Source organism: Mucilaginibacter conchicola, from assembly GCF_003432115.1.
Classification (GTDB): domain Bacteria; phylum Bacteroidota; class Bacteroidia; order Sphingobacteriales; family Sphingobacteriaceae; genus Mucilaginibacter; species Mucilaginibacter conchicola.
In genome coordinates, this window is the sequence record NZ_QWDC01000002.1 from 830,561 (window position 1) to 853,343 (window position 22,783).

At 45.4% G+C, this 22,783-nt stretch carries 22 protein-coding genes; 9 read left to right on the forward strand and 13 right to left on the reverse strand.

Annotation, left to right across the window (positions count from 1 at the left end; genetic code table 11):
* Window positions 1-392 precede the first annotated feature (392 nt).
* Together D0C36_RS13385 and D0C36_RS13390 are read right to left on the reverse strand one after the other, a co-directional pair.
* On the reverse strand, window positions 393-1,388 hold the full coding sequence (locus D0C36_RS13385; RefSeq protein WP_117392126.1) for an EamA family transporter: 996 nt from the start codon (window positions 1,386-1,388) through the stop codon (window positions 393-395).
* Between the two features lie 2 nt (window positions 1,389-1,390).
* On the reverse strand, window positions 1,391-1,831 hold the full coding sequence (locus D0C36_RS13390; RefSeq protein WP_117392127.1) for a DoxX family protein: 441 nt from the start codon (window positions 1,829-1,831) through the stop codon (window positions 1,391-1,393).
* 87 nt (window positions 1,832-1,918) lie between these two features.
* Between D0C36_RS13390 and pdxR the strand changes: the two genes are divergently transcribed.
* Window positions 1,919-3,409 carry a MocR-like pyridoxine biosynthesis transcription factor PdxR gene (gene pdxR / locus D0C36_RS13395; RefSeq protein WP_117392128.1) on the forward strand — a complete coding sequence of 497 codons (1,491 nt, stop codon included), beginning with the start codon at window positions 1,919-1,921 and terminating at the stop codon, window positions 3,407-3,409.
* Here pdxR and D0C36_RS13400 read toward each other — a convergent pair.
* Both D0C36_RS13400 and D0C36_RS13405 read right to left on the reverse strand, forming a co-directional pair.
* Window positions 3,406-3,696, reverse strand: a complete 291-nt coding sequence (locus tag D0C36_RS13400; protein ID WP_117392129.1) for a hypothetical protein — start codon at window positions 3,694-3,696, stop codon at window positions 3,406-3,408. The two genes, pdxR and D0C36_RS13400, sit on opposite strands and share 4 nt — an antisense overlap.
* A 69-nt stretch (window positions 3,697-3,765) precedes the next feature.
* Window positions 3,766-4,839 carry a sensor histidine kinase gene (locus D0C36_RS13405; protein ID WP_117392130.1) on the reverse strand — a complete coding sequence of 358 codons (1,074 nt, stop codon included), beginning with the start codon at window positions 4,837-4,839 and terminating at the stop codon, window positions 3,766-3,768.
* A gap of 132 nt (window positions 4,840-4,971) precedes the next feature.
* On the opposite strand from D0C36_RS13405, the gene D0C36_RS13410 reads away from it, so the two are divergent.
* The 5 genes from D0C36_RS13410 to rmuC all read left to right on the forward strand — a co-directional run bounded on the left by D0C36_RS13410 (window position 4,972) and on the right by rmuC (window position 9,271).
* Window positions 4,972-6,081: a hypothetical protein gene (locus D0C36_RS13410; RefSeq protein WP_117392131.1), complete on the forward strand. Its 1,110-nt coding sequence runs from the start codon at window positions 4,972-4,974 to the stop codon at window positions 6,079-6,081.
* Window positions 6,059-6,799 carry a hypothetical protein gene (locus D0C36_RS13415; protein ID WP_117392132.1) on the forward strand — a complete coding sequence of 247 codons (741 nt, stop codon included), beginning with the start codon at window positions 6,059-6,061 and terminating at the stop codon, window positions 6,797-6,799. The genes D0C36_RS13410 and D0C36_RS13415 overlap by 23 nt, the downstream gene beginning before the upstream one ends.
* Window positions 6,800-6,862: 63 nt before the next feature.
* Window positions 6,863-7,426 carry an elongation factor P gene (gene efp, locus D0C36_RS13420; RefSeq protein WP_117392133.1) on the forward strand — a complete coding sequence of 188 codons (564 nt, stop codon included), beginning with the start codon at window positions 6,863-6,865 and terminating at the stop codon, window positions 7,424-7,426.
* Between the two features lie 166 nt (window positions 7,427-7,592).
* Window positions 7,593-7,838: a hypothetical protein gene (locus D0C36_RS13425; RefSeq protein WP_147321992.1), complete on the forward strand. Its 246-nt coding sequence runs from the start codon at window positions 7,593-7,595 to the stop codon at window positions 7,836-7,838.
* A 59-nt stretch (window positions 7,839-7,897) separates the two neighbouring features.
* On the forward strand, window positions 7,898-9,271 hold the full coding sequence (gene rmuC, locus D0C36_RS13430) for a DNA recombination protein RmuC (RefSeq protein WP_117392135.1): 1,374 nt from the start codon (window positions 7,898-7,900) through the stop codon (window positions 9,269-9,271).
* Between the two features lie 160 nt (window positions 9,272-9,431).
* On the opposite strand, the gene thiL is transcribed toward rmuC, so the two are convergent.
* On the reverse strand, window positions 9,432-10,481 hold the full coding sequence (gene thiL / locus D0C36_RS13435) for a thiamine-phosphate kinase (RefSeq protein WP_117392136.1): 1,050 nt from the start codon (window positions 10,479-10,481) through the stop codon (window positions 9,432-9,434).
* 231 nt (window positions 10,482-10,712) lie between these two features.
* On the opposite strand from thiL, the gene D0C36_RS13440 reads away from it, so the two are divergent.
* Window positions 10,713-12,161, forward strand: coding sequence for a DNA/RNA non-specific endonuclease (locus D0C36_RS13440; protein ID WP_117392137.1), 1,449 nt, complete (start codon window positions 10,713-10,715; stop codon window positions 12,159-12,161).
* Between the two features lie 77 nt (window positions 12,162-12,238).
* Here D0C36_RS13440 and D0C36_RS13445 read toward each other — a convergent pair whose 3' ends face one another.
* Window positions 12,239-13,261: a dipeptide epimerase gene (locus D0C36_RS13445; RefSeq protein WP_117392138.1), complete on the reverse strand. Its 1,023-nt coding sequence runs from the start codon at window positions 13,259-13,261 to the stop codon at window positions 12,239-12,241.
* A gap of 54 nt (window positions 13,262-13,315) precedes the next feature.
* Between D0C36_RS13445 and D0C36_RS13450 the strand changes: the two genes are divergently transcribed.
* Window positions 13,316-14,305 (forward strand): hypothetical protein, encoded by a 990-nt coding sequence (locus D0C36_RS13450; protein WP_117392139.1) that lies wholly within the window; start codon window positions 13,316-13,318, stop codon window positions 14,303-14,305.
* On the opposite strand, the gene D0C36_RS13455 is transcribed toward D0C36_RS13450, so the two are convergent.
* The 4 genes from D0C36_RS13455 to D0C36_RS13470 are packed head-to-tail and all read right to left on the reverse strand — an operon-like array spanning window position 14,302 to window position 17,748.
* A complete protein-coding gene (locus tag D0C36_RS13455) occupies window positions 14,302-14,907 on the reverse strand; it encodes a rhomboid family intramembrane serine protease (RefSeq protein ID WP_117392140.1) in 606 nt (201 codons plus the stop codon). The genes D0C36_RS13450 and D0C36_RS13455 overlap by 4 nt on opposite strands.
* Window positions 14,904-16,649 (reverse strand): M14 family zinc carboxypeptidase, encoded by a 1,746-nt coding sequence (locus D0C36_RS13460; protein ID WP_117392141.1) that lies wholly within the window; start codon window positions 16,647-16,649, stop codon window positions 14,904-14,906. The genes D0C36_RS13455 and D0C36_RS13460 overlap by 4 nt, the downstream gene beginning before the upstream one ends.
* Window positions 16,650-16,655: 6 nt before the next feature.
* Window positions 16,656-17,006 carry an MmcQ/YjbR family DNA-binding protein gene (locus tag D0C36_RS13465; RefSeq protein ID WP_117392142.1) on the reverse strand — a complete coding sequence of 117 codons (351 nt, stop codon included), beginning with the start codon at window positions 17,004-17,006 and terminating at the stop codon, window positions 16,656-16,658.
* Between the two features lies 1 nt (window position 17,007).
* Window positions 17,008-17,748: an outer membrane beta-barrel protein gene (locus D0C36_RS13470; protein ID WP_394339844.1), complete on the reverse strand. Its 741-nt coding sequence runs from the start codon at window positions 17,746-17,748 to the stop codon at window positions 17,008-17,010.
* Window positions 17,749-17,836: 88 nt separating this feature from the next.
* Here D0C36_RS13470 and pepT point away from each other — a divergent pair, with 88 nt between their 5' ends.
* Window positions 17,837-19,093: a peptidase T gene (pepT, locus tag D0C36_RS13475; protein ID WP_117392144.1), complete on the forward strand. Its 1,257-nt coding sequence runs from the start codon at window positions 17,837-17,839 to the stop codon at window positions 19,091-19,093.
* Window positions 19,094-19,227: 134 nt separating this feature from the next.
* On the opposite strand, the gene hflX is transcribed toward pepT, so the two are convergent.
* The 3 genes from hflX to D0C36_RS13495 all read right to left on the reverse strand — a co-directional run bounded on the left by hflX (window position 19,228) and on the right by D0C36_RS13495 (window position 22,735).
* Complete coding sequence (gene hflX, locus D0C36_RS13480; protein WP_117392145.1) at window positions 19,228-20,412, reverse strand: GTPase HflX; 1,185 nt, start codon at window positions 20,410-20,412, stop codon at window positions 19,228-19,230.
* Window positions 20,413-21,245: 833 nt separating this feature from the next.
* On the reverse strand, window positions 21,246-22,028 hold the full coding sequence (gene trpC, locus D0C36_RS13490) for an indole-3-glycerol phosphate synthase TrpC (protein ID WP_117392147.1): 783 nt from the start codon (window positions 22,026-22,028) through the stop codon (window positions 21,246-21,248).
* Window positions 22,029-22,165: 137 nt separating this feature from the next.
* Window positions 22,166-22,735 (reverse strand): anthranilate synthase component II, encoded by a 570-nt coding sequence (locus tag D0C36_RS13495; protein ID WP_117392148.1) that lies wholly within the window; start codon window positions 22,733-22,735, stop codon window positions 22,166-22,168.
* Between the last annotated feature and the right edge of the window lie 48 nt (window positions 22,736-22,783).

Consider the following 22,783-nt stretch of genomic DNA (forward strand, 5'->3'; position numbering starts at 1 on the left):
AAGAAAAGTGGTTGTTAAACATGGAAAGGTCGGGAGACAAGGGTAGCTCCTACGGAGCAAAATAAATTGATCGCGTTTTGTCTACAAAGCGGTTGTCCTTACGGGACATAACATGTAAGGTAAGAATGCTTTGCCGTTGTTATTTGCCGTTGTTGGTGTTGTCACCAACAACTCTCCGCAAGGATTGTAGTTGTTTGCTTTGCATGCAGCTTGTTGGTGACAACACCAACAAGGGCGAGGCTGGGCACATAACATACTGAAAGATGGAACAAGTTAACTAAATGAGGCCAATGTCCCGTAGGGACAACCGCTTTGTAGATAGTAACAGGAAAATGTTCTTTGCTCCATAGGAGCTACCCTTTACAAGATCAGAACAACAAAAAAGGCGGTTATTAAATCGCCTCGCATTTTAAATTATTAAGATCCAATTTTTCTTCTTTAGGCGACTTAGGCACCGCTGCCGGCTTTTTGTATTTAGCCAAGTTGATGAGCAGCACGCTGATCAAAATGATGAACAAACCACCTGCCTGTAGCCATGAGATATGTTCATTAGCAAACAGTACACCCAGTAGCACCGCAATAACCGGGTTAACATAAGCGTGTGTACTCACCTGGGTAGCCGGGCGAACGCTCAGCAACCACACATAAGCCGTAAAAGCAGCTATCGACCCAAACAAAATAAGGTATAGCAAAGCAAACCAGGCCTGCGCCGGTACCTGCGCGGCATCGAATTTAGCAAACTCACCATGTGCTGCGGCAGCAGGCAGGAATACAAAACCCGCTATCAGCATTTGCCAGGCAACTGTAACCCGCGATGGGCTGCTGCTGCCTTTGTATTTAGAAAACAGTGAGCCACTGGCCCAGCCAATCGGGCCTACTACCAACAGTATCATGCCTATCAGTTTAGCACTATCCTGCGGGCCGCTGAAGGAACCCATTAGCTGCTCGCCAAACAGCAGCAGTACGCCTGCAAAACCGATCACCAGTCCGCTTACAGTGGCCGTGCTTTTCAAATTCTCGCGCCAGTTGCGTTTATCCAGCACTACAAACCATATTGGGTTGACCGATACCATAATGGCTACCATGGCGCTTGGCAAAGCCTGTTCAACCCATATCACAATACCATTACCTACGGCAAGTAACAGGATACCACTTACAGCAGCATTGATCACATCCCGTTTTACCCAAAGCTTATCGCCTTTAAATTTACACCAGGCCAGCATCAATGCGCCTGCAGCTATAAAGCGGATGGCACCCATCAGCATGGCCGGGATGCCGTGTATGGCCATCTGGATAAAGAAATAAGTTGAGCCCCATACAACGTAAACCGTTGCAAATGCAACGATCACTAAAAATGTGGATGGTGCTTTTTGTGTGATGGTGTTCATGATTATGATCGTTTAGCTATTAATGCATCAATGCTCCATTTGTAGGTGGGTACACAAGCCAGTAAGAAACTTGCTGCGCTTACCGTAAAAACAGAGTAACCAATAGGCGAATCAAACCCTCTGGAGATGGTCATGCTTATGGCGAAGGCCAATGTTAGTAAACCGCTGCCATAAGCTGCCAGACGGGTAAACAAACCCAGCAAAAGCATTATGCCAAATACTCCTTCTGCAACAGACGCGATAATGGCCAGCGGTGTTACCAAAGCAGGTGGCAGGAATGACATGGTATCTCGCGACAGCACCATAAAATGTTCCCAATCGCCCCAGCTTATGTGCGGCTGGCCGTAGGCACCCAGCAGGCCTATCCTGTCGGCAACTAACCAAACATAGCCTATACCTAAAGCGGCTCTCAGGTAAATTGCAGGGAAGTTGTAATTGGTCATGGTGCTTATTTTTTGTTTGATGATATAAAATTATTCATCAGGTGGCCTATCTTTATAGTCCAGATAAAACAAGCAAGATAGTCCAGTATGCAAATTGTATCAGCTTTACTTCGTATTGACAAAACACAGCCAACGCCTGTGTACCAGCAGATAGCAAACGATATTATCTGTCATATACGGCAGGGGACTTTGAAGCCATCCATGGCGCTACCAAGCAGCCGTGCATTGGCCGCCTCGCTTAAAGTGCACCGCAACACGGTGGTTGCGGCTTATGATGAATTGTATGCGCAAAGCTGGGTAGATGTGTACCCCAAAAAAGGCATCTTTATTGCCGCTAACCTGCCCGAGGTTACGCCGAGGGCGCTGGTATCTGATGTCAATGTGAAAAAACTGGCCTATCCCGAGGAAACGCACTTTAATGTTTGCGATAAAAAACTGGGGCATGTGCGCTTGTTTAACCCTGGCGTTGCGCGTAGCGTTACATTTAATGAGGGCTTCCCCGATACGCGGCTTGCACCTGTTGAGCTAATGCTGCGCGAGTACCGCAGGTTTGCCAACTACCAGTTCACCCAGAAATATTTATTGTATGGCCCCGAACAAGGTTCTGAAAACCTGCGTACAGAGCTGGCCATTTTCCTGAGCGAAACCCGTGGGTTGCATGTGCAACCTGAGCATATCCTGATCACCAAAGGGGCACAGATGGCCATTTACCTTGCAGCACAACTACTTTTAGGTAAAGGTGATGTAGTAATTGCCGGCGATCCCGGTTATTGCGGCGCCAACGAGGTGTTTGAACAAACCGGTGCCAAACTGGAACTGGTGCCCGTTGATGAACACGGGATAGATCTGGATGCGGTGGAAGCTATCTGCAAGAAACAAAAAGTGACCATGCTATATGTGATACCGCACCACCATCAGCCTACTACGGTTACGCTAAGTTCTGAAAGGCGCATGCGCTTGCTGGAGCTGGCCATGAAATATGGCTTTGCGATAATTGAGGATGATTATGACTACGATTTCCACTACAGCAGCAGCCCCATATTGCCATTGGCCAGTGCCGATTATTACGGCAGCGTGATCTACGTAGGCTCGTTTTGTAAAACCATAGCGCCGGGTATTCGCATAGGGTTTATGGTTGCGCCGCCTAACCTCATTCGCGAGGCTACTAAAATGCGCCGACTGATCGATCGCCAGGGCGAGCAATTATTGGAAGAAGCCATGGCTAACCTGCTGAAGAACGGAGATATTACCCGGCATCTTAAAAAAGCAAACAAACTATACCACGAGCGCCGGGATATCTTCTGCAAGTTATTGCGGGAACAGGTGGGCGACCACATCAGCTTTAAAATACCTGATGGCGGATTTGCGATCTGGATGAAATATAAAAACGGATTACAGCCTGCCGTAGTGGCCGAGAAAGCTGCCGCTATGGGGCTGGGCATCAGTGCAGGGAAGGATTATTATTATGATCCTGATCACAGCCATCAGAATATAAGGCTTGGCTTTGCATCAATGAATGCAAAAGAAATGGAGCAAGGGGTTGACCTGTTTGCTAAAGCAATAAAGAAGGCGTTTTAATTAGCCAGGCTGGTTGGTGAGCAGGCCGCGTCGGCTATCAACAGGCCTTTTTCACCGTTCGGGGTATCAATTGTATGGATGTATTTGTATGACCGGGTGATGGTATCAAAACCTCTGTCTATAACCCTTATATAAAGGTCATCGATAGCAAAATTCTGGTTGTTTTGCAGGCAAACAAAAGTGTTGCCGTTTAACGGCAAAAAATCTTCGGTGTAGCCTAAGCCGTGCAACGCTATTACGCACGATGCTAAGTTAAGCCGGTCGGTTTTGTTCTTAATGGCAGTCATGTAGTCAGTTTGATTAGCACAAATGACGCCATTGATTGTCAAACTGTTACAAGCACTACAGTTATTTTTTTATCCACGAAAGTGTAAAGTAAATGCAGCGCCTTTGCCGGGCTGGCTATCCAGCGTAATGCTACCACCTAAGCTGGTGATATGAGTATGCACCAGGTAAAGGCCAATCCCCTTGCTATCCTCATTGTAATTGAATTTCTGGTTAAGGCCGAACAGTTTATTACCCACCTGCTCCATATCAAACCCAAGGCCGTTATCCTCAAATATCAGTTGCTTTTGGCCGTTCACTATATCGGTACGGATGCGCATTTCGGGTTTTACCCCTGGTTTGGCATATTTAATAGAGTTAGTAATGAGGTTAAGGAAAATGCTCTCCATGTAGCATTCGTTAAAATCAACTACATCCCACATGGTAAAATCGGCAACAAGGGTGGCGCCCGAGCTTTCTATCAACGAACTTACCGATCTGCTTACCTCATCCAATGCTTCGCCTACATTCACTTTTACGGTGGTAGATCTTAGTGCGGTTTTATCTGTAAGGCCGTCAACATAACCATTCAATGTTTCGCGCAGGTTGCCGGCGGCGTTCTGCATCACCTCAATAAACTCCAACGTTTCATCATCCTGAATTTTCGATCTGTCAAGCATGTTGAATATCGTAATGAGGTTGTTTACCGGCGAGCGCATGTTATGCGATGTAGCGTAGGTCAATTGTTTCAGATCGCTGTTCAGCGCAGTAAGGTTTTTGATCAGCGTGTTGCGGTCATCCTCAACTTTCTTTTTGTGGGTAATGTTTTTGGCGATGGCGTAAACGGTTTGCGAGTCATCATCAGGCATTGATGTCCACGACAGCCATACTGTTTCGCCGCTTTTTGTCAGGTAACGATTTTCAAAATCAAGAAGGGGGATGCGCTTATGCAGGTTAACACGGTGTTGCTGCGTTAAGTTCTGATCGTCGGGGTGTACAAATTCATTAATGGGTCTCGAGAAAAGCTCTTCTTCAGTATAGCCCAACGTGCGCGACACAGCAGGGTTTATTTTTTTGAAATAGCCATCATAGCCGGCAATACAAAGCAGATCGGCAGAGAGTTCAAAAAACAGTTCAATATTATAAGGAGCTACCTCAACAGACATATCAATAATTTATAGGTACACGTAATGTTTTTGAGGGGGATGCGCTGTTATACGGCGTTTATTCTAAAAAGTTGTGTTCTGTCACATTATATATTTTTTTGGCGTCAGGCATGGTACATTAAATTTTACAAAATGAAGCCTATCACCATTTTATGCGCAATTTTATTACTGGCTGCACAGAGCAGCCACGCGCAATTTTTTAATAAACTAAAGCAAAAAGCGCAGCAAGCGGTAAGCGGCGCAGTAAGCGGATCGCAAAGCAACCAGCAAACATCATCAAATAACAATGATGATAGCAACGCCCCCTCATCATCCCCGACAGGTTTTGATGCATCTAAATATGGTAAGCCGGCCTTTGCGTTAGAACAGGGCGAGCGCGTTGTTTACGGCGAGGCCACCCTTAGCATTGTAAACAACCAGGCCGTTGTTAAGGTAGTAACCAGCAAAGACCGCCAGTATTATTTATATGAAGGCGGCGTACGAAAAGGCCCATTCAACACCCCGCCGGTTGATAAACTGGATAGCTGGAAAGCAGGCAACGGCTACTATTTTGATCGCGACAGCAAAGAAACCGACTGGCAGCCCTACGTAGTTAAAGGCCAACTAATGGTTGATGGCAAAAGCTACGGTGCCATGACCACCATGACTAAGTTCTATCATAACAAAGCCAAACGTAAATTTTATGGTATTGGTATGCAGGTGGGCATGCAAGGCTACAATACTTACCTGGTAAGCGATAAAGGCAACCGCAAGCTATCATTCCCTACAGATCAATTGATCATCAGCGATAACGATGAGTTGGGCGGTGTGATGATAAATGCTACGCAGTACAACGCCAAAACAACAGAGGATGCTTATAAAATTGTAACCAACGATGATTTTTATGTATTGCTTACCAACGGCAAAACTCTAGGCCCGTTTGCCGCGGTACAGGCCGACAGGACCATTTTGGACAATAATGGTAACCTGATACAGGTATCAACCGGTCGTAAGGCGGTGTTCCTGAACGGCAAGCAGACGATCAGCTTTGGCAACAACATGAACGGCGATGGGAAGGCGTTTGTAAGCAGCACAGGCAAAAGCGGCGCCTGGTTTGAGCGCGGTAGCCTGTTCTTTAGCGATGGCACACAGGTTATAGATTATGCTATCCAGCCAGCCATATCTACAGAGAATGGCAAAGAAATTTTGAACTGGCTAAGCATCCAAAACAAGCAGGTTTATGTTTGCAAAAAAGATCTGTAAGGCATTTTTGGCGATTGTATTATTGTTGAATTGCTGTATTGCGAATGCAAAGAACTACCGCAAACTGTTCGACAGACATTACCAAAAAGCAGAAACATCAGCAGCGGCCATAAGACCTCTGCTGCAGAAATACTCGCGCCTTTGCGGAGAAGATGCCAAGCAAATGGAAGCTGTTATCTTCCCTGAGCTGATGCGGTATAACCAGCTGTTTGATGCGGTAGAGACCGGCTCGTTAATGGGCCTTTACTCGCGGTTGGGAAGCGATTATGCCGATTTCTCTATCGGGCGTTTCCAGATGAAACCATCTTTTGCTTTAAGTATAGAAGAGTTTGCCAAACAGCACAACAGCGAAGCATGGGTAAAAGCCCTCGGCTTTAACGATGTGGCAACAGAAGATAACTACGAAAACCGTTCGGCACGTATCGACAGGCTGAACGATACGGAGTGGCAGGTTAAATACCTGGTGGCAGTATTCAAAAGTATCCGGCTAAAACATACGGATGCTTTGAAGCCACTATCCGCAGAAAAGAAACTGGCTTTCATCGCGACAGCTTATAATTGTGGCTGGGATAAAGATGCGGAAACGGTTAAACGTTTCAGTAATAAATGCTTTTACTGTATTGCCCGCTGGGATAGCAGAGCCAGGTATAACTTTGCGGATATAGCGGTGCACAGGTACAGGGAAATAGTGAGAGGAAAGGCTTTCAGTAATGTTTAGTGTGCGGCTATCTGAAATTTAAAATCATTTGCCTAATTTTGCCCCTCAATTAGAATAAGTTATATGGCTAAAGCATCTGATGTAAAAAACGGAAATATACTGCGCTTTAACGGCGAACTGGTACAAGTAGAAGAATTTATACACCGTACGCCGGGTAACCTGCGTGCTTTTTACCAGGCACGTATGCGCAACGTTAAAACCGGCAAACTGGTTGAGTACCGTTTCCGTACCGATGAAGAGGTAGATATTGCCCGTGTTGAAACTAACGATTACCAATACCTGTATGAAGATGGCGATGCATTAGTAATAATGGATAACACCACATACGATCAGCATAATGTGCCTAAAGCGCTGTTTGGCCCGGCGGTTAAATTTTTGAAAGAAGGCATGAACGTTATTGTTGCCTTTGAAAGCGAAGAGCCTATTATGGGCCAGATCCCTAACTCTGCCGAGCTGGAGATCACTTACACCGAGCCAGCTGTTAAAGGCGATACATCAAGCGGTGCCCTTAAAATGGCAACTGTTGAAACCGGTGCCGAGATCCGCGTTCCGTTGTTCATCAACATTGGCGATAAAGTTAAAGTTGATACGGCTACAGGTTCTTACGTAGAGCGTGTAAAAGCTTAATATTATCAATAAAACATAAAGAAAAGCCCTTGCCGTTTGGTAAGGGCTTTTTTATTTCTTGTTTTTTAAGTCTCCCCTTTCGGGAGAGATTTAGAGGGGGCTTTAGAATTAACCTAAAACATGCCAGCTATCCATTTGTAGTTAATAAACACCAATGTTATTAACCATGAGAAAGTTAGCTATCTCCCTGGCACTTGCCGTAGTTACAATGTTTGTTGCTTGTAAGGGCAATACATCCAAAACAGAAACAGATACCATAGCTGCCGATAGCGGGCAGGAGCATGTAGGCAATCAATCGCCTGCGGATACAGGCAAACTGCCGGTTACTCCGGTGGAAACTGGAGGTAAAGATTCTACAGGTAACGGCGCCGGCACTACCAACATGCCTAAAGATACCTTGAAAACACAATAGCTGCTTTTTTAGCAATATTAAATTACCTACATTCGTTTTGCTAAAAATATTGTCAAAACATGAATGAGGTAATATATGCGCTTTGCGGGCTGCTGATAGGGGTTATTGCAACCTTTATACTTAAGAAAAGTAATGCCAATGGTATCTCTCTTACAGAAGCAAACGGCCTGCGCGCGGATAACGAAACGCTGAAAATTTCCCTTGCCCGCGCAGAGGAAAAAGCTACCAACCTGTTAGCCGAAAGGGAAAATACTACCCGCCATTACAAAGATGAGCAAACGCGTTTGTTGGACGAGCTTTCTTACGAACGGTCTCAACTGGCGCAGGCTAACCAGTCATTAGAGTCATCTCGCTCTTACTTTAAAGCCCAGCAGGAAAAGCTGGCCGAGCAGAAGCAGGAGATAGAAAACACGCGCCTGCATTTTCAGCGCGAGTTTGAGAATGTGGCCGAGAATCTGCTGAAGGAAAAATCGCGCGAGTTTACAGATGTTAACAAGAACAGCATTGATGCGATACTGAATCCATTGAAAGAGAACCTGAAAACCTTTGAGGAAAAGGTAGACAAGGTGTACAACATGGAAGCCGCGGAGCGTAATACCCTAAAAGGTGTTATTACCCAGTTGATGGAACTTAACCAAACCATCAGCGCCGAGGCCTCAAACCTTACTAAAGCCCTCAAAGGCGATAACAAAAAACAAGGCAACTGGGGCGAAGTAATCCTCGAGAAAGTGTTAGAGCGCAGCGGCCTCGTGCGCGACCGTGAGTATCGGATACAAGCCAGCCTTAACGGAACAGATGGCAGCCGCTTTCAGCCCGATGTAATCATAGATCTGCCGGATAACAAGCACCTTATCATCGACTCAAAAGTATCCCTCATTGCATACGAGCGACTGGTAAATGCCGAGACCGAAGAAGAACGCAAGCTGTATTCAAAAGGCCACGTAGAATCTATCCGCGGGCATGTGCAAAACCTGTCGTCAAAAAACTATCATGATCTGCACAAGGTAAACTCGCCCGATTTTGTGCTACTTTTTGTGCCGATAGAATCATCATTCAGTTTTGCCGTGCAGCTGGATGCCGAGCTGTTTAGCGATGCATGGGAAAAACGGGTAGTAATTGTTAGCCCGAGTACTTTACTGGCTACGTTGCGCACCATTGCCAGTATGTGGAAACAAGAGCGCCAAAACCGTAACGTAATGGAGATAGCCCGCCTTAGCGGCACTATGTATGATAAGTTTGTTGGCTTTGTAAACGATATGGAGAGCATCGGCAAAAACATTAGCCAAACGCAAACAGCCTATGCCAACGCATTTAACAAATTAACCGATGGCAACGGCAACCTTACCGTTACTGCCGAGAAAATTAAAAAGTTGGGAGCCAAGGCGAATAAGCAGATAGATGGGAAGTATTTGGATGAGGGAGAAGCCCCCTAACCCCCTGAAGGGGGAACAGAAGCTAAATGGTTTGTGTTAGCGCATAGGAGATAGAATCAACTTTGAACACTGAATATTGAATGACGAATTTCGAAATGATCATACTTCATCACTCTAAATTCAACATTCAGTGTTCGATATTGCTTTTAAAGCTCCCCCTTCAGGGGGTCGGGGGGCTAAACGCATTCCATCCCTGCGCCTTCAATTCATGCACATTGCCTGATTTGGTGATGAGCGTATAGCCCTCATTAGGTTCAGTAACGTAGCCAATGATAGAGAAATCCATCTTGTGTTTTATCTTATCGTAATCAGCTTGCTTAACGGTAAAAAGGAGCTCATAGTCCTCGCCGCCGCTTAGGGCACACACAGTTGGATCCAGACCGAACTCGCGGGCAGTTTCATAGGTCATTGGGTCAATAGGGATCTTTTCCTCATATAACTTAGCACCTTTGTTGCTTTGCTTGCAGATATGCAACACTTCAGAAGCTAAACCGTCTGATACATCTATCATGGCAGTTGGCTTAACACCTATCTCATGCAGCAGGTCAATGATATCTTTACGGGCTTCTGGTTTTAGCTGGCGTTCAACAATGTAATCCTTGCCTTCAAGATCGGGCTGAATGTTAGGGTTTTCCAGGTAAACCAGTTTCTCGCGCTCTAATAGCTGCAGGCCAATATAAGCACCGCCCAAGTCGCCTGATACGCAGATCAGATCGCCGGTTTCGGCGGTGTTGCGGTAAACTACTTCGTTCTCATCGGCATAACCCAGAGAGGTAACGCTGATCACCAAACCCTGGCGCGAAGTTGAGGTATCGCCGCCAACAAGGTCAACGTTGTAATTGCCGCAGGCCAGGTAAATACCCTCGTAGAGTTCTTCAATAGCTTCCAACGGGAACTTACTGCTCATGCCGATAGATACAGTAACTTGTGTTGCCGTACCGTTCATAGCATAAATGTCGCTTAAGTTTACCTGCACCGCTTTGTAGCCCAAATGCTTCAAGGGCGTGTAAGCCAGGTCAAAGTGGATGCCTTCTAACAGCAGGTCGGTTGATACCAGGGTGCGTTTGCCTTCATAGTTAAGTACGGCGGCATCATCGCCAATACCTTTAATGGTGCTTTTTTGCACCAGGTTTATATTTTTTGTGAGGTGGCTTATCAGGCCAAATTCACCTAACGACTCCAGGTTGGTTTTCTCTTCGTTCTCAAACATATTGTATATGATTTCACTTATCAATCTTTGATTACACCGATAAAATAAGTGCAATCATGTCAGCATCGGTGTAATTAAGGCAACAAAAATACACAAAGCTTAGCATAATCGGCTATCCAAATGCTTCTGCTACTTTATGTTAGCCCGCTTTGTAATATTTATCATACATAAAGTTTCTTAACATTAAGTTTATAGATGGCGTAGTAATTTTGCTTTGCAAAATACATTTATATGAAATTTAGAAAATTACTTATCATCTATCTATCTGTTGTACTGGTTGTTGCTGGTTGTAGAAAAGACAACTCGCCACAACAACCAACAGACAATGGCACCGGTACCGAAACACCGGCGCTTACCCCTTACACCATTGTTGAAGATTTTGAAACCGGCACCAAAACTGCTTATGCAGCTGCTGATGTGCAGATAAAAACCGGTATCTGGAACTTTAACGATGCTCTTTTAGGTAACCTTGCTGCCGACGTTAAAAACGGTGCAAAATGCGTAAGGTTAAGAACCGGTGATATCACCATGAAGTTTGATATCTCTCACCTTAAGCAGATCAAAATAAGCCATGCCAGGTATGGTAATGATGACGCATCAACGTGGCAGCTGATGATATCTGTTGACGGTGGCGCTACCTACACGCAGTTAGGTGCTACAGTTAACGAAACCGGCTCAACACTGGTTACCAGCACGTTTGCTATTAACACCGTACAACCGGTAAGGTTCCGTATCCAAAAAACAGGCACTGCCCGTGTTAATATTGACGATATTACTTTTGAAGGCGCTGGTGACCCCGGCATTGTTGTGGGTGCAGATCCCGGCGATGGCGACAATGGTTCAGGTGACGGCGACAATGGCTCGGGCACAGGTACACCGGCGTCAGAACGTGGTGTTACAGCCGGCATAGATGCGCAGCCTACTACCGGCGATAACAGCAATATGCTGTTCGGTAACCCATCAAATGCTACTACATCAACAGCCATGGCCGATAACTACCTGATGGACCAAAGCTATTACGTAGAGTCATACAGCGCTACACGTGGTACTCCAAACTGGGTAAGCTGGCACCTGGATGCTAATACAGCTAACAACGCTGCACCACGTGTAGATAATTTTGCGGGCTTTATTGGCTTACCTGCCGATTTTTATCACGTAGAAAGCAACAGCTACCAAAACTCAGGTTTTGATCGTGGCCATAACTGCCCGTCAGCAGACCGTACAAGCTCTGCCAACGCAAACTCCGCTACCTTCCTGATGACCAACATGATACCACAGGCGCCACAAAACAACCAGCAAACCTGGGCTAATATGGAAAACTACCTGCGCGATCAGGTAAAAGCCGGTAACGAGGTTTATGTAATTATGGGTAGCTACGGCATGGGTGGCACAGGCTCAAAAGGTGCTGTTAACAAGATCAATAACGATAAAGTAACCGTACCAAGCAACGTTTGGAAAGTAGCAGTTATCATCCCTAACGGCAATAGCGACATTAGCCGCGTTACTTCGTCAACCCGTGTAATTGCAGTTAATACACCAAACATTAACACAACCAACTCTGATTGGAAACAATACCGTGTAACTGTGAGGTCTATTGAAGCAGCTACAGGTTACAACCTGTTATCGGCCCTGCCGCAAAGCGTACAGGATGCTGTAGAGACTACAACTGATAACTTGTAAGAAGCCTCTCCCCAACCCCTCTCCAAAGGAGAGGGGCTTTAAAACATCTCCTTAAAGTCTCCCCTATTGGGAGAGATTTAGAGGGGGCTGCCTGCATTTAGCCCGAGGCCCGGAGCATCACTTAGCTCCCATTTGCCCTGGCTAAATGCAGGTTTTTTATATGGGTTATTTGTTACAAGCAACGGCCCATCCAGGTCGGCCCAGTTGCATTGCGGGGCAAGGGCGGCGGCGGCAAGGGTTGCGCAACTGGTTTCGCTCATGCAGCCTATCAACACTTTAAGGCCCAATTCCCGGGCTTTATCCAGCATTCTTTTAGCCTCATGTAAACCTGCCGATTTCATTAGTTTTATATTGATACCGTGGTATACACCGGCGGCTTTTTCCACATCAGCAAAACGCTGCACGGCCTCATCTCCGATGATAGGGATAGGGCTATGCTCGGTTATCCAGGCATTGCCTTCAATATCGGTTTTTAGCATGGGTTGCTCTATCAGTTTCACGCCTTGCTCATGCAACCAGTAGATAAAATCGATGCTTTGCTTGCGGTCGGTCCACCCCTGGTTGGCATCTACATATAGCGGCCTATCGGTTACCGAGCGGATGGTTTGGATCAGTTCTTTATCTGAATCGCGGCCGAGCTTAACTTTTATCACTTTTACTTCCGGCGCTTCGTTTATTTTTTTGATGATTACTTCTTTGGTATCAATCCCAACGGTATAACTGGTTACCGGCATCCGAGCAGGATCGCTACTCAACAGCTGCCAGCAGGGCAGGCCACGGAGCTTTCCATCCAGATCATGCAAGGCAATATCGATAGCAGCTTTTATAGCCGGGTTGCCGGGCGCAATCCTATCCAGGTAATGGATGATCTCATCATAGTTGAAAGGGTAGCTAAAATGGCTCACATCAATCTTACTCAAAAACTCAGCAGCTGTTTGGTGGCTCTCGCCCATGTAAGGTACCATTGATGCTTCGCCATAACCGGTTTGGCCTTCGTGGGTTATCTGCACCAGCATTAGTGGCGTTGAGTTGCGCGAGAATTTGGCAATGGTAAAAGTATGCTTCAGCAGAAGTTCGTATGGTTGATAAGTAAGCTGCATGTCAAATATCAAAGCTAAAACTTTAAATTTAGGATACTGCTTATCTTTGCGCCTATGCCGGCAAAAATTTACGCCCCGTTTGAGCGCTTTAACTTCAGCAACAAGAACTGTTTCCTTACCGGGGAAGCGTTAAAAACCGAAGAAGAAAAGATCCAGGTTTTCCCCCAATGGCTCATGAGCCAGTACGCGTTGGAAGACAAACCTTTTAAACTGCTCGACGAAACCATCTCTACTTACAAAGACCTTAAGCTGCCATGCTCCGCCCACATCAATGATGATTTCCTGGAGCCGCTTGAGGAAGAAATTGCCGCTGCTTTTGAAAAGGGTTACGAGGGACTAATAGCTTTAGATGAATTAAAGTTATTTCAATGGGCGGGCAAATTACTGTACGGCATCATCTTTAACGAGATCCAATCGGGCATAAGGCTAATGCATTCGCAGGGTGAGGAGTTCAGCATGTCGCAGTCTATATTGCTAAAGTTTAGCCAGCTGCATTTGATGTTGCAGAGCATTAACCTGCCTATCATATTTGAAGATTTTAAACCATTCAGCCTGTTTCTGTTTAAGGTGAATAATAACCCCGAGGAGTTTGGCTACCGCGATGAGATAAATACCCAAACCCTTGCGCTGCGCATAAAAGATTTTGGGATGGTGATATGCCTGCAGGACAATGCATCAAACTATTACTACCACAAAAAGGTATACGAGCAGATAAAAGACGACACGCTGCACCCCATCCAGTTTGAGGAATTTAGCGGCCGTGTGTTCTACTCTAACTACTTGTTTAACCGCCTGCCCGAGTACAATATCCTGCCGGTTAATGAGGATATCTATATAGAAGAGATGCCTTTGCGTGGCTTAAGCAGCAAACCACTTTTTGACGAGTGGCAGAACAAAACCTATGGCCAGGTACTGGAAAACTTCTGGAAAAACTGGGGCTTTTTGCTATTAGAGATCATCAAAAATCCCGAAAAGCCGGTAAGCTACCTTTTTGATGAAGATGGCAACAAAATAGCTGCCGAAAGCATTTCCCTTAGCCTTTAAAACTTAGCGAAGAACTCGTTTAATACGTTGTGATTTAGCGCAACGGTGATAATGATACCGCTTACGGCGCCAAAAAAGTGTGCATCGTGGTTAATGTTATCGCGTGCGTGTTTTGAGGCAAAGTGGCAATATACCAGGTAAAGAATACCAAAGATCCATGCAGGTATATCGATGGGGATGAACATTAAGCGCATCCCTGCCAGCGGCTGAAACAGGATAAAACTAAATATTACCGCACTAATAGCGCCCGATGCACCAAGGCTGTTATACCAGATATCGTCCCTATGTTTTTGAATAGTAGGTAGGTCGCTTAAAATTAAGCTGATAATATATAGGGTTCCAAATTGCCAATGCCCCAGGTACACCTCTAACTGGAAAGCAAAGAAGTAGTAGGAGAACATATTGAAGAACAAGTGGCTCCAGTCTTTATGTATCAACCCGCTGGTGATGATGGTATAAACTTTATGCCCGCGCGATACATTATAGGGGTTAAGGATAAAGTTTCCGTAGATGTTCTCGTTAGCAAAGGCCCACAGCGATGTGGCCAGCGTAATAACAAATATGATTGACGCTACAGGAGCGTACTGCAAATACTCTATCATTTAAGGTTAAGTTTGGTAGTATATAAAAGCCTGCCTATTGGGTAGCGCAGGTATGTTTTCTCAAAATATGGCGAATTGCGGTAAACCCAGTTCAGTTGTGCTGCGGCACTGCTTGCCAACTTAGGGTCGGCGGCTTTGGCCTCGTCCAGCTTCTTTTTAAGTTCGGGATCATCCTTCAGCATTTGGGCGGCTAAGTCTTCAAATACGTAATCAGAAAAGTATTCTTTTTGGCCCAGCATGCTGTCAAAAAAGTTCCATGCAAAAAAAGAATCTACGCCCTGCGGTTCCAGCGTTTCAACAATATAACGGTTAATAGGCTGGTTTACATAAACCACGTAGTCGCCTTCGTAAAACTTCACTTTGGCATCAACCGGGTTAAGCTTTACATTGGTATGGATGTAGTGGCCTTCGTAAGGGCGTGTACCGGTTTTATAGTCGGCAATGTAATACATCTGCAGGCTCAGGGTGGTATCATGCGCCAGGCGGCTCATAGCAACCTTGTTCAGCTTAAACAGCTCTATCACCTTACCCCATGCCTGCGGAATAACATAGGCAACCGGCTTATCTACCATAACAGTAGCTTTATAAGTGTTAAAGAATTTTACGGTTTTGGTGTATGGCTTATTCCGATCGTAATACAAACGCTTCAGCCCGCTTACTTCACTGTTTTTATACCCGGCGGTATAACCTTTAAAAGTGATGGTATCTACCTTGCTATCATCAACCTGCCAACCTAAACCAAAGGTTTTTTGTTGAGCAACTTCTGCATCAACTTTCTTTTTCATATCGCCAAGCAGCTTTGCATCGCGCTGGCAAATGTTGATGAGGTTCTGCATAAAAGCGTAAGTGGCCCACACGCGTTTATCATAGGGTTTCAGCATGTGTGTCTCCGTCATGTAGCTGATGGCGTTGTGCTGGGCTGCAAAACCGGTAGAGAAACGCGGGGTTTCCATAAAGCTTACAATCCCGCTATCAGGCAGGCCTTGTTCGCCGGCGCCATAAGGGATCATCTCAAAGCCGCTTTTCTTCATTTCTTTGTACAGATCGGGCGTAAGGGTTTTATCAGTATAGGCGGCAAGCGTTGTGTTTTGTTTGTCTTTTTGGGTCTCTATCAGCGTCATCACGTACTGGTAGTCGGCACCATCGCTAACATGGTTATCAAGGAACACCTCGGGCTGCCAGGTATTCAGGATCTGGGCAAAAGCCAGGGCGTTGCGGCTATCGGCCTTAATAAAATCGCGGTTAAGATCAAGGTTGCGATAATTGCCTCTAAAGCCGTAGGCCCTCGGGCCGTTCTGGTTAGCACGAGATGTTGAGCTCCTGTTTAAGCTGCCATCAATGTTATACAACGCAATAAAGCATAGCACAACATCTTTTGGCAACTGATTTTTCTTTAGCAGATCGCGCACCAGCATCATACTGGCATCAATTCCGTCGGGTTCGCCGGGGTGGATGCCGTTGTTGATGAGCAGCACACGCTTATTTTGTTTTTTTACGGCAACAGGGTCAAACACTTTATCTTTTGATAGCACAACCAGTGTTAAAGGTTTGCCGGCATCGGTACTGCCATAATTAAACAGGCGCATTTGCGGCTGCTGTTTAGCCAGGGCTTCGTAATAGGTTATTACTTGTTTATATGTAGCTGTGTAATTCTTATCGGTGCTTTGCTCAAAAGGGGTAAGCTGGGCATGTGCGGTTAAACCAAACAGGAGCGGAGCTATGAACAGAAATGCTTTTTTCATGAGGTATTATTTGCCTGCTATTTCCTCGCGCAGTTTCTTTGGCAAACCGGCCAATACCAGGTCATAAGAGTGGTTTACCATTTCCTTCAACTGCTTACCGGTAAGCGAGCCATCAGTACGTACGGTGTTCCAGTGCTTTTTATTCATGTGGTAACCCGGCTGTACTTCGTTAAATTGCTCACGCAGTTCTATGGCTTTTTCGGGGTCGCACTTTACGTTAAAACTGTTATCGCCGAGGCCTGTCAACAAGAAAACCTTTTCGCCGACCTTAAAAACCAGCGTTTCTTCGCCAAATGGAAAGCCTTCGGTAACGCCGGGCTTGGCAAGGCAATAGTCGCGCAGGTCTTCTATATTCATGTTAGTATCCTCGTATCTCTTTATCGTAACTTCTCTCGCCGCCAAGGTTTACTTTTAGGCCAATGGTGATCTGCCTAAACTGATCGAGCGCGTTATTTTTAAACTTGTTAGGATCATCGTTATAACCATCTAACCCTTCGCCAAAAGTAAGGTTATGCTGGTAACCAATATCTATGCGGATGTTAGGCTGATCATACCCGTTGTAAATTTTAAACTCGTAACCAAAACGCAGGGGAACCATAAAGTTTATGCCGTTATCTTTACCCTCAAAACCATGTTTTTCGCCAATGGCGCCATTTTGCGGATACAAATTACTGCGTTGTATATCGGTCATGTTGTTATAAATACCGCCAAGCCCGGCCCCTGCATAAAAGTTTTTGATGATGTTTAAAAAGGTATTACCCTGGTAGTTTATCAACTCACCCGCTTGCACATCCATGTGTAAAAGCAGCGCTTTGTAGTTATTTTTGTAGATACGCCCATACGCATCCAGATCAGGCGTACGGCCACCACCAGATAGGGTACCAAACTGAAACTCGAGGCCAATAGGTACATACGGTGTGAAAAAGTAATTGCCTGTTATAGCGTATGACATGTTATCGTCAACCCTTTTTGTATCGGCATAAGGCCTGTTTCTGCTTACACTTACACCAATACCAAAAGCTGCATAGTTTAAGCTGCTTTGTGCTTTTGCCTCAGCGAAAAACATTATCGACAAAAGAATTAAAAGATACTTTTTCAATGAATTTGTATGTTTGATTGTTACCGCATACCTAACCGGCTGAGCTTAGATTTAGGCCGGTCAAAATTTTTACTAATATAAGTTTTCTATGGATTTAAACGCATCACTAAGTTTCACGGTTACAGAGAGGTTTTTACGCTACGTAACTATTGATACGCAATCAGACCCAAACTCAAAAACTATCCCATCAACCGAAAAGCAAAAAGACCTGGGCCGCTTATTGGTTAACGAACTACTTGAGATTGGTGTAAGCGATGCACACTTGGATGAATACGGCTATGTTTATGCCACTATCCCGGCCAACACTGATAAGAATACTGTACCCGTAATATGCTTTTGCTCGCACATGGACACGGCGCCGGATTGCAGCGGGACAGGTGTAAAACCCATCATCCATAAAAACTATAATGGTACTGATATTATCCTGCCGGATGATAATACACAGGTGTTGAAAATGAGTGAGCATCCCGATCTTAAAAACCAGAAAGGGAACGATATCATCACGGCATCGGGCAATACGCTTTTGGGCGCTGATAACAAAGCCGGTGTTGCAGAGATAATGGATGCCTGCTACCAATTGATTAACCATCCTGAGATAAAGCACGGTGTAATTAAAATACTGTTTACGCCTGATGAGGAGATAGGCCGCGGCGTTGATAAAGCAGATATTGCTAAGATAGGTGCCTTTGCCTGCTACACTATGGACGGAGAAAGCGCAGGTAACATGGAGAACGAAACCTTTAGCGCAGATGGTGCCCGTTTGACCATTAACGGAGTAAGCAGCCATCCCGGTTTTGCTAAAGGCAAAATGGAAAGCGCTATTAAAATAGCAGGGCAAATAATAGCAGCACTGCCCGATGACCTATCACCCGAGCATACCGAAGGCATGCAGGGTTTTGTACACCCGGTTGATTTTGGCGGGCATGTAGAAACAGCTACTATCGATTTCATCATCCGTGATTTTGAGGATGAGAAACTGTCAAAACATGCTGATGAGATACGCAAAGTGGCTGATGAGGTATTGAAACGTTTCCCTAACTCAAGCTACACGCTGGAAACGCATGAACAATATCGCAACATGAAAAATGTATTGGCGCAAAACCCGCAGATTGTAGAATACGGTATGGAAGCCATCCGCCGCGCCGGATTGGAAGCCAGGCTATGCAGCATCCGCGGCGGTACGGATGGCTCAAGGCTTTCGTTTATGGGATTGCCAAGCCCTAATATTTTTGCCGGTGAACATGCTTTCCATGGCAAGCAGGAGTGGGTATCCGTACAGGATATGCAGAAAGCCGTAGAGACTATTTTGCATTTGTGTGAAATTTGGGAAAGCCCCGGCCCCTAACCCCCTGAAGGGGGAACCGAATTTAAAAAGTTCGATAAAACGAAAGGCCGAATGATAAACAATCATCCGGCCTTTCTTGCAAAGCTTTTAACTCTTGCTCCCCCTTCAGGGGGCTGGGGGGCGTCGGCTTTGTTCTAATAAAGCAAATTATCATACGGATACCTGGCCGTATGCACCTGCTTCACATAATCATAAAGCAGGTTACGGAACTCTTCTACATTCTCTTTCTGGGTTGCAGAAATAAAAATAGCCGGGCTGTTGTTCTTGGCCATCCAGCTGTGCCTGAAATCATCAAGGGTGATAGGCTCCTGCTCTACATTAATGTTATGGTCCTCGGGCTTAAAGGCATCTATCTTGTTGAAAACCGTTATCATGGTTTTATCGATAGCGCCCAGGTCCTTCAGGGTTTCATTAACAGTGCGGATCTGATCCTCAAAGTTGGGATGCGATACGTCAACCACGTGTATCAAAATATCCGCTTCGCGGACTTCATCCAACGTAGATTTAAAACACTCCACCAAATGGTGAGGTAACTTGCGGATAAACCCAACCGTATCTGACAGCAGGAACGGCACGTTCTCTATCACCACTTTCCTAACCGTGGTATCAAGCGTTGCGAAGAGCTTGTTCTCGGCAAACACTTCCGATTTAGAAAGCATGTTCATGATGGTTGATTTACCAACGTTGGTATAGCCCACCAATGCCACGCGGATGAGTTGCTGGCGGTTTTTACGTTGGGTCTCGTTCTGCCTGTCGATAAGCTTCAAGCGTTCCTTAAGTAACGAGATCTTGTTCAGGATCAAACGCCTGTCTGTCTCAATCTGCGACTCGCCCGGGCCACGCATACCAATACCACCTTTCTGGCGCTCTAAGTGGGTCCAGAGGCGGGTTAGGCGTGGCAGCAGGTATTGCAGCTGGGCCAGTTCTACCTGGGTTTTAGCCTGGGCCGTTTGCGCACGGCCGGCAAAAATATCAAGGATCAGGTTACTTCTGTCCAGGATCTTCACCTGCAATTCGTTCTCAATGTTACGCAGTTGTGATGGCGACAATTCATCGTCAAAAACAACCATATCAATCTCTTCAGACTTTACATAGTCTTTTATCTCATCGAGTTTACCTGTACCCACGAAGGTTGCACGCTCGGGGCGCAGCAGCTTTTGGGTGAACGCCTTTTCGGTTTTACCACCGGCAGTCATCACCAGGAACTCTAATTCTTCTAAATATTCTTTTTCCTGAGCCTCGGTCTCGTTAGGTGTAATCACCCCCACCAGTACGGCCCTTTCCTGCTTCACAGCAGTATCATAAAATTTTTGTTTCATTCAGTAAACTGATTATAGCCTCTCCCTAACCCCTCTCCAAGGGAGAGGCGCTCTTATATAACTATTCTTTTTAAGTCTCCCCTTTCGGGGGAGATTTAGAGGGGCTTATTAAACCACAAAGGTACGCATAAAGCTACCTCATTAATAAACACATAGAAGTGGTTATGTTTCACATAGTAAAAAAGTGTTTTGTATTAACAGATCGCTTCGGCATAAACGCATCAGGAAGCGGTTGAAAAAGGTGCTATGAACAGTGTGTTCATAACAAAAACTTTCACGCTAATCCCTTGGGGATGGCTATTCGAAAGTATGGTGTGGAGAGTATTACATCAACATGATGGTGCAAAGATATTGAATTAAGGGTTTAATTACAAACCGCTGCCGGCCAATTGCGCCGGTTAGGATCTTTTAAAACCAGGGAACTATGTACAGGCTACGGTGCGTCACTTTAATTTCAAAGTCTCTTTTTAGCATAAACATGTTATCTCTGCTACTGGCAAGTAATATGTTCATCGTAAAAACTAATGTTGCCAAAATGATCAAAATACCTGAAAGAAACATAGGTGCTTTGTTGAGGTCAGTAATCTTTTTGAGGAATAAGAATATGACTAACCAAAATAATAGATAGACTATGAAATCGATAAATAATGGTATCAGGAAAAATTGGTCAGACATGGATGTATGAAATCCTTTACAAGTGTAAAGAAAAGGAAACCCTGTAAAACCTACCGACCCGATATCGTCTACAAATGCGGTCGTCCGCATTGTAACTACTGAGAAGCAAATAACAGCAAGCGGAATCACAAACTTTACTATTATTTGCTTCATCATTATTATAAGCCTTTTACAAATTCGCGGATAGCAGCACCAGGGTCTGCCTGGCGCATAAAGTTCTCGCCAATTAAAAAGCCTCTGAAACCGGCCTCTTTCAACTCTTTGATAACCTTGGTGTTACTGATGGCACTTTCTGAGATCTTGATGAACTCATCAGGAATATGCTCAGCCAGTTTAAATGAGTTTTCTACCGATACGGTAAAATCAGCAAGGTTGCGGTTGTTTACGCCAATGGCATCCAGGTTAGAGTCGATACTGCGCTCTAACTCTTCCAGGTTGTGCACCTCTAACAACACGCTTAGGCCATGGCTTTTAGCGGCGGCCGCCAGATGTTTGATCTCGGCGGGAGTAAGGATCGCAGCTATCAACAAGATCACATCGGCACCAATGGCTTTTGCCTCAAGCACCTGGTATTCATCTATCATAAAATCCTTACGCAGGATAGGGATGTTGTTCACCTTGCGGGCAGCGGTAACGTCTTTTTGCGCACCGCCAAAGAACTGCTCATCGGTTAATACCGATAACGCTGATGCACCTGCAGTGGCATAAGCCTGGGTTACATCCTCAACCAATACCTTATCATTAATAATCCCCTTTGATGGCGAGCGGCGTTTAAACTCGGCAATGATGCCCGTCCTGTCCGGTGCCAGCAGAAAATCTTTGAACGAGTGGGGCGTTCTGTCAAAATATGGAGAAGCTTCCAGCTCAGCAATGCTTACCAATTGCTTTGCTGCGGCTACTTCTTTCTTTTTTTGCTCTACTATTTTATCGAGTATGGTCATTTGTTCTAATACTAAATTTTAAAAAACATGTCATTTCGAACGAGCAACAGCGAGGAGAAATCTTGTTATTTAAGAAAAGCCACCCTGCAAGTAGTAGCAAGATTTCTCTCTGTCGTTCGAAATGACAATCAGAGTTATTACGCGTTCAACCAGTTCTGCATCATTTCTTTACCGTACTCGGTCAGCACCGATTCCGGGTGGAACTGTACACCGCGTACGTTATAGGTTTTGTGGCGCAGTGCCATTACCGAGCTATCCTGCTCATCAATGGCGGTTATTTCCAATACTTCAGGCAATTCTTTTTCAACTACCCATGAGTGGTAACGACCAACCTTAAAGCTCTCCGGTAATCCTTTAAATAGCGGTTCTGAGCCATCGGTCACTTTAATAGGTGTGGCAATGCCATGCATTGGCTGCGGCAGGTTGTATAGCTTGCCGCCAAACACCTCGGCAATAGCCTGCTGACCTAAACATACCCCGAACATACTTTTAGTGGGCGCATATTTTTCTATCACTTGCAGCAGCAAGCCCGCTTCTGACGGTATGCCCGGCCCCGGCGAAAGGATGATATGGCTGAATTGGTCAACATCTTCCAGCTTAAACTGGTCGTTTCTCCAAACCTCGCACTGCAGGCCAAGTTCGTTTACCAGATGCACCAGGTTATAGGTGAAAGAATCGTAATTATCTATGATTAAAATATTTTTCATTTTTTACACACCCCTAACCCCTCTCAAGAGGGGAATTAAATTCATTTA

What these genes read in the sequence shown, in the direction of transcription:
- efp (WP_117392133.1), top strand. Translation starts at nt 6,863, where the DNA reads ATGGCTAAAGCATCTGATGTAAAAAACGGAAATATACTGCGCTTTAAC.
- pepT (WP_117392144.1), top strand. Translation starts at nt 17,837, where the DNA reads ATGGATTTAAACGCATCACTAAGTTTCACGGTTACAGAGAGGTTTTTA.
- D0C36_RS13495 (WP_117392148.1), bottom strand. Translation starts at nt 22,735, where the DNA reads ATGAAAAATATTTTAATCATAGATAATTACGATTCTTTCACCTATAAC.
- thiL (WP_117392136.1), bottom strand. Translation starts at nt 10,481, where the DNA reads ATGTTTGAGAACGAAGAGAAAACCAACCTGGAGTCGTTAGGTGAATTT.
- D0C36_RS13410 (WP_117392131.1), top strand. Translation starts at nt 4,972, where the DNA reads ATGAAGCCTATCACCATTTTATGCGCAATTTTATTACTGGCTGCACAG.
- D0C36_RS13465 (WP_117392142.1), bottom strand. Translation starts at nt 17,006, where the DNA reads ATGAATATAGAAGACCTGCGCGACTATTGCCTTGCCAAGCCCGGCGTT.
- D0C36_RS13415 (WP_117392132.1), top strand. Translation starts at nt 6,059, where the DNA reads ATGTTTGCAAAAAAGATCTGTAAGGCATTTTTGGCGATTGTATTATTG.
- D0C36_RS13385 (WP_117392126.1), bottom strand. Translation starts at nt 1,388, where the DNA reads ATGAACACCATCACACAAAAAGCACCATCCACATTTTTAGTGATCGTT.
- trpC (WP_117392147.1), bottom strand. Translation starts at nt 22,028, where the DNA reads ATGACCATACTCGATAAAATAGTAGAGCAAAAAAAGAAAGAAGTAGCC.
- D0C36_RS13450 (WP_117392139.1), top strand. Translation starts at nt 13,316, where the DNA reads ATGCCGGCAAAAATTTACGCCCCGTTTGAGCGCTTTAACTTCAGCAAC.
- D0C36_RS13425 (WP_147321992.1), top strand. Translation starts at nt 7,593, where the DNA reads ATGAGAAAGTTAGCTATCTCCCTGGCACTTGCCGTAGTTACAATGTTT.
- rmuC (WP_117392135.1), top strand. Translation starts at nt 7,898, where the DNA reads ATGAATGAGGTAATATATGCGCTTTGCGGGCTGCTGATAGGGGTTATT.
- hflX (WP_117392145.1), bottom strand. Translation starts at nt 20,412, where the DNA reads ATGAAACAAAAATTTTATGATACTGCTGTGAAGCAGGAAAGGGCCGTA.
- D0C36_RS13405 (WP_117392130.1), bottom strand. Translation starts at nt 4,839, where the DNA reads ATGTCTGTTGAGGTAGCTCCTTATAATATTGAACTGTTTTTTGAACTC.
- D0C36_RS13445 (WP_117392138.1), bottom strand. Translation starts at nt 13,261, where the DNA reads ATGCAGCTTACTTATCAACCATACGAACTTCTGCTGAAGCATACTTTT.
- D0C36_RS13390 (WP_117392127.1), bottom strand. Translation starts at nt 1,831, where the DNA reads ATGACCAATTACAACTTCCCTGCAATTTACCTGAGAGCCGCTTTAGGT.
- D0C36_RS13455 (WP_117392140.1), bottom strand. Translation starts at nt 14,907, where the DNA reads ATGATAGAGTATTTGCAGTACGCTCCTGTAGCGTCAATCATATTTGTT.
- D0C36_RS13440 (WP_117392137.1), top strand. Translation starts at nt 10,713, where the DNA reads ATGAAATTTAGAAAATTACTTATCATCTATCTATCTGTTGTACTGGTT.
- D0C36_RS13460 (WP_117392141.1), bottom strand. Translation starts at nt 16,649, where the DNA reads ATGAAAAAAGCATTTCTGTTCATAGCTCCGCTCCTGTTTGGTTTAACC.
- pdxR (WP_117392128.1), top strand. Translation starts at nt 1,919, where the DNA reads ATGCAAATTGTATCAGCTTTACTTCGTATTGACAAAACACAGCCAACG.
- D0C36_RS13400 (WP_117392129.1), bottom strand. Translation starts at nt 3,696, where the DNA reads ATGACTGCCATTAAGAACAAAACCGACCGGCTTAACTTAGCATCGTGC.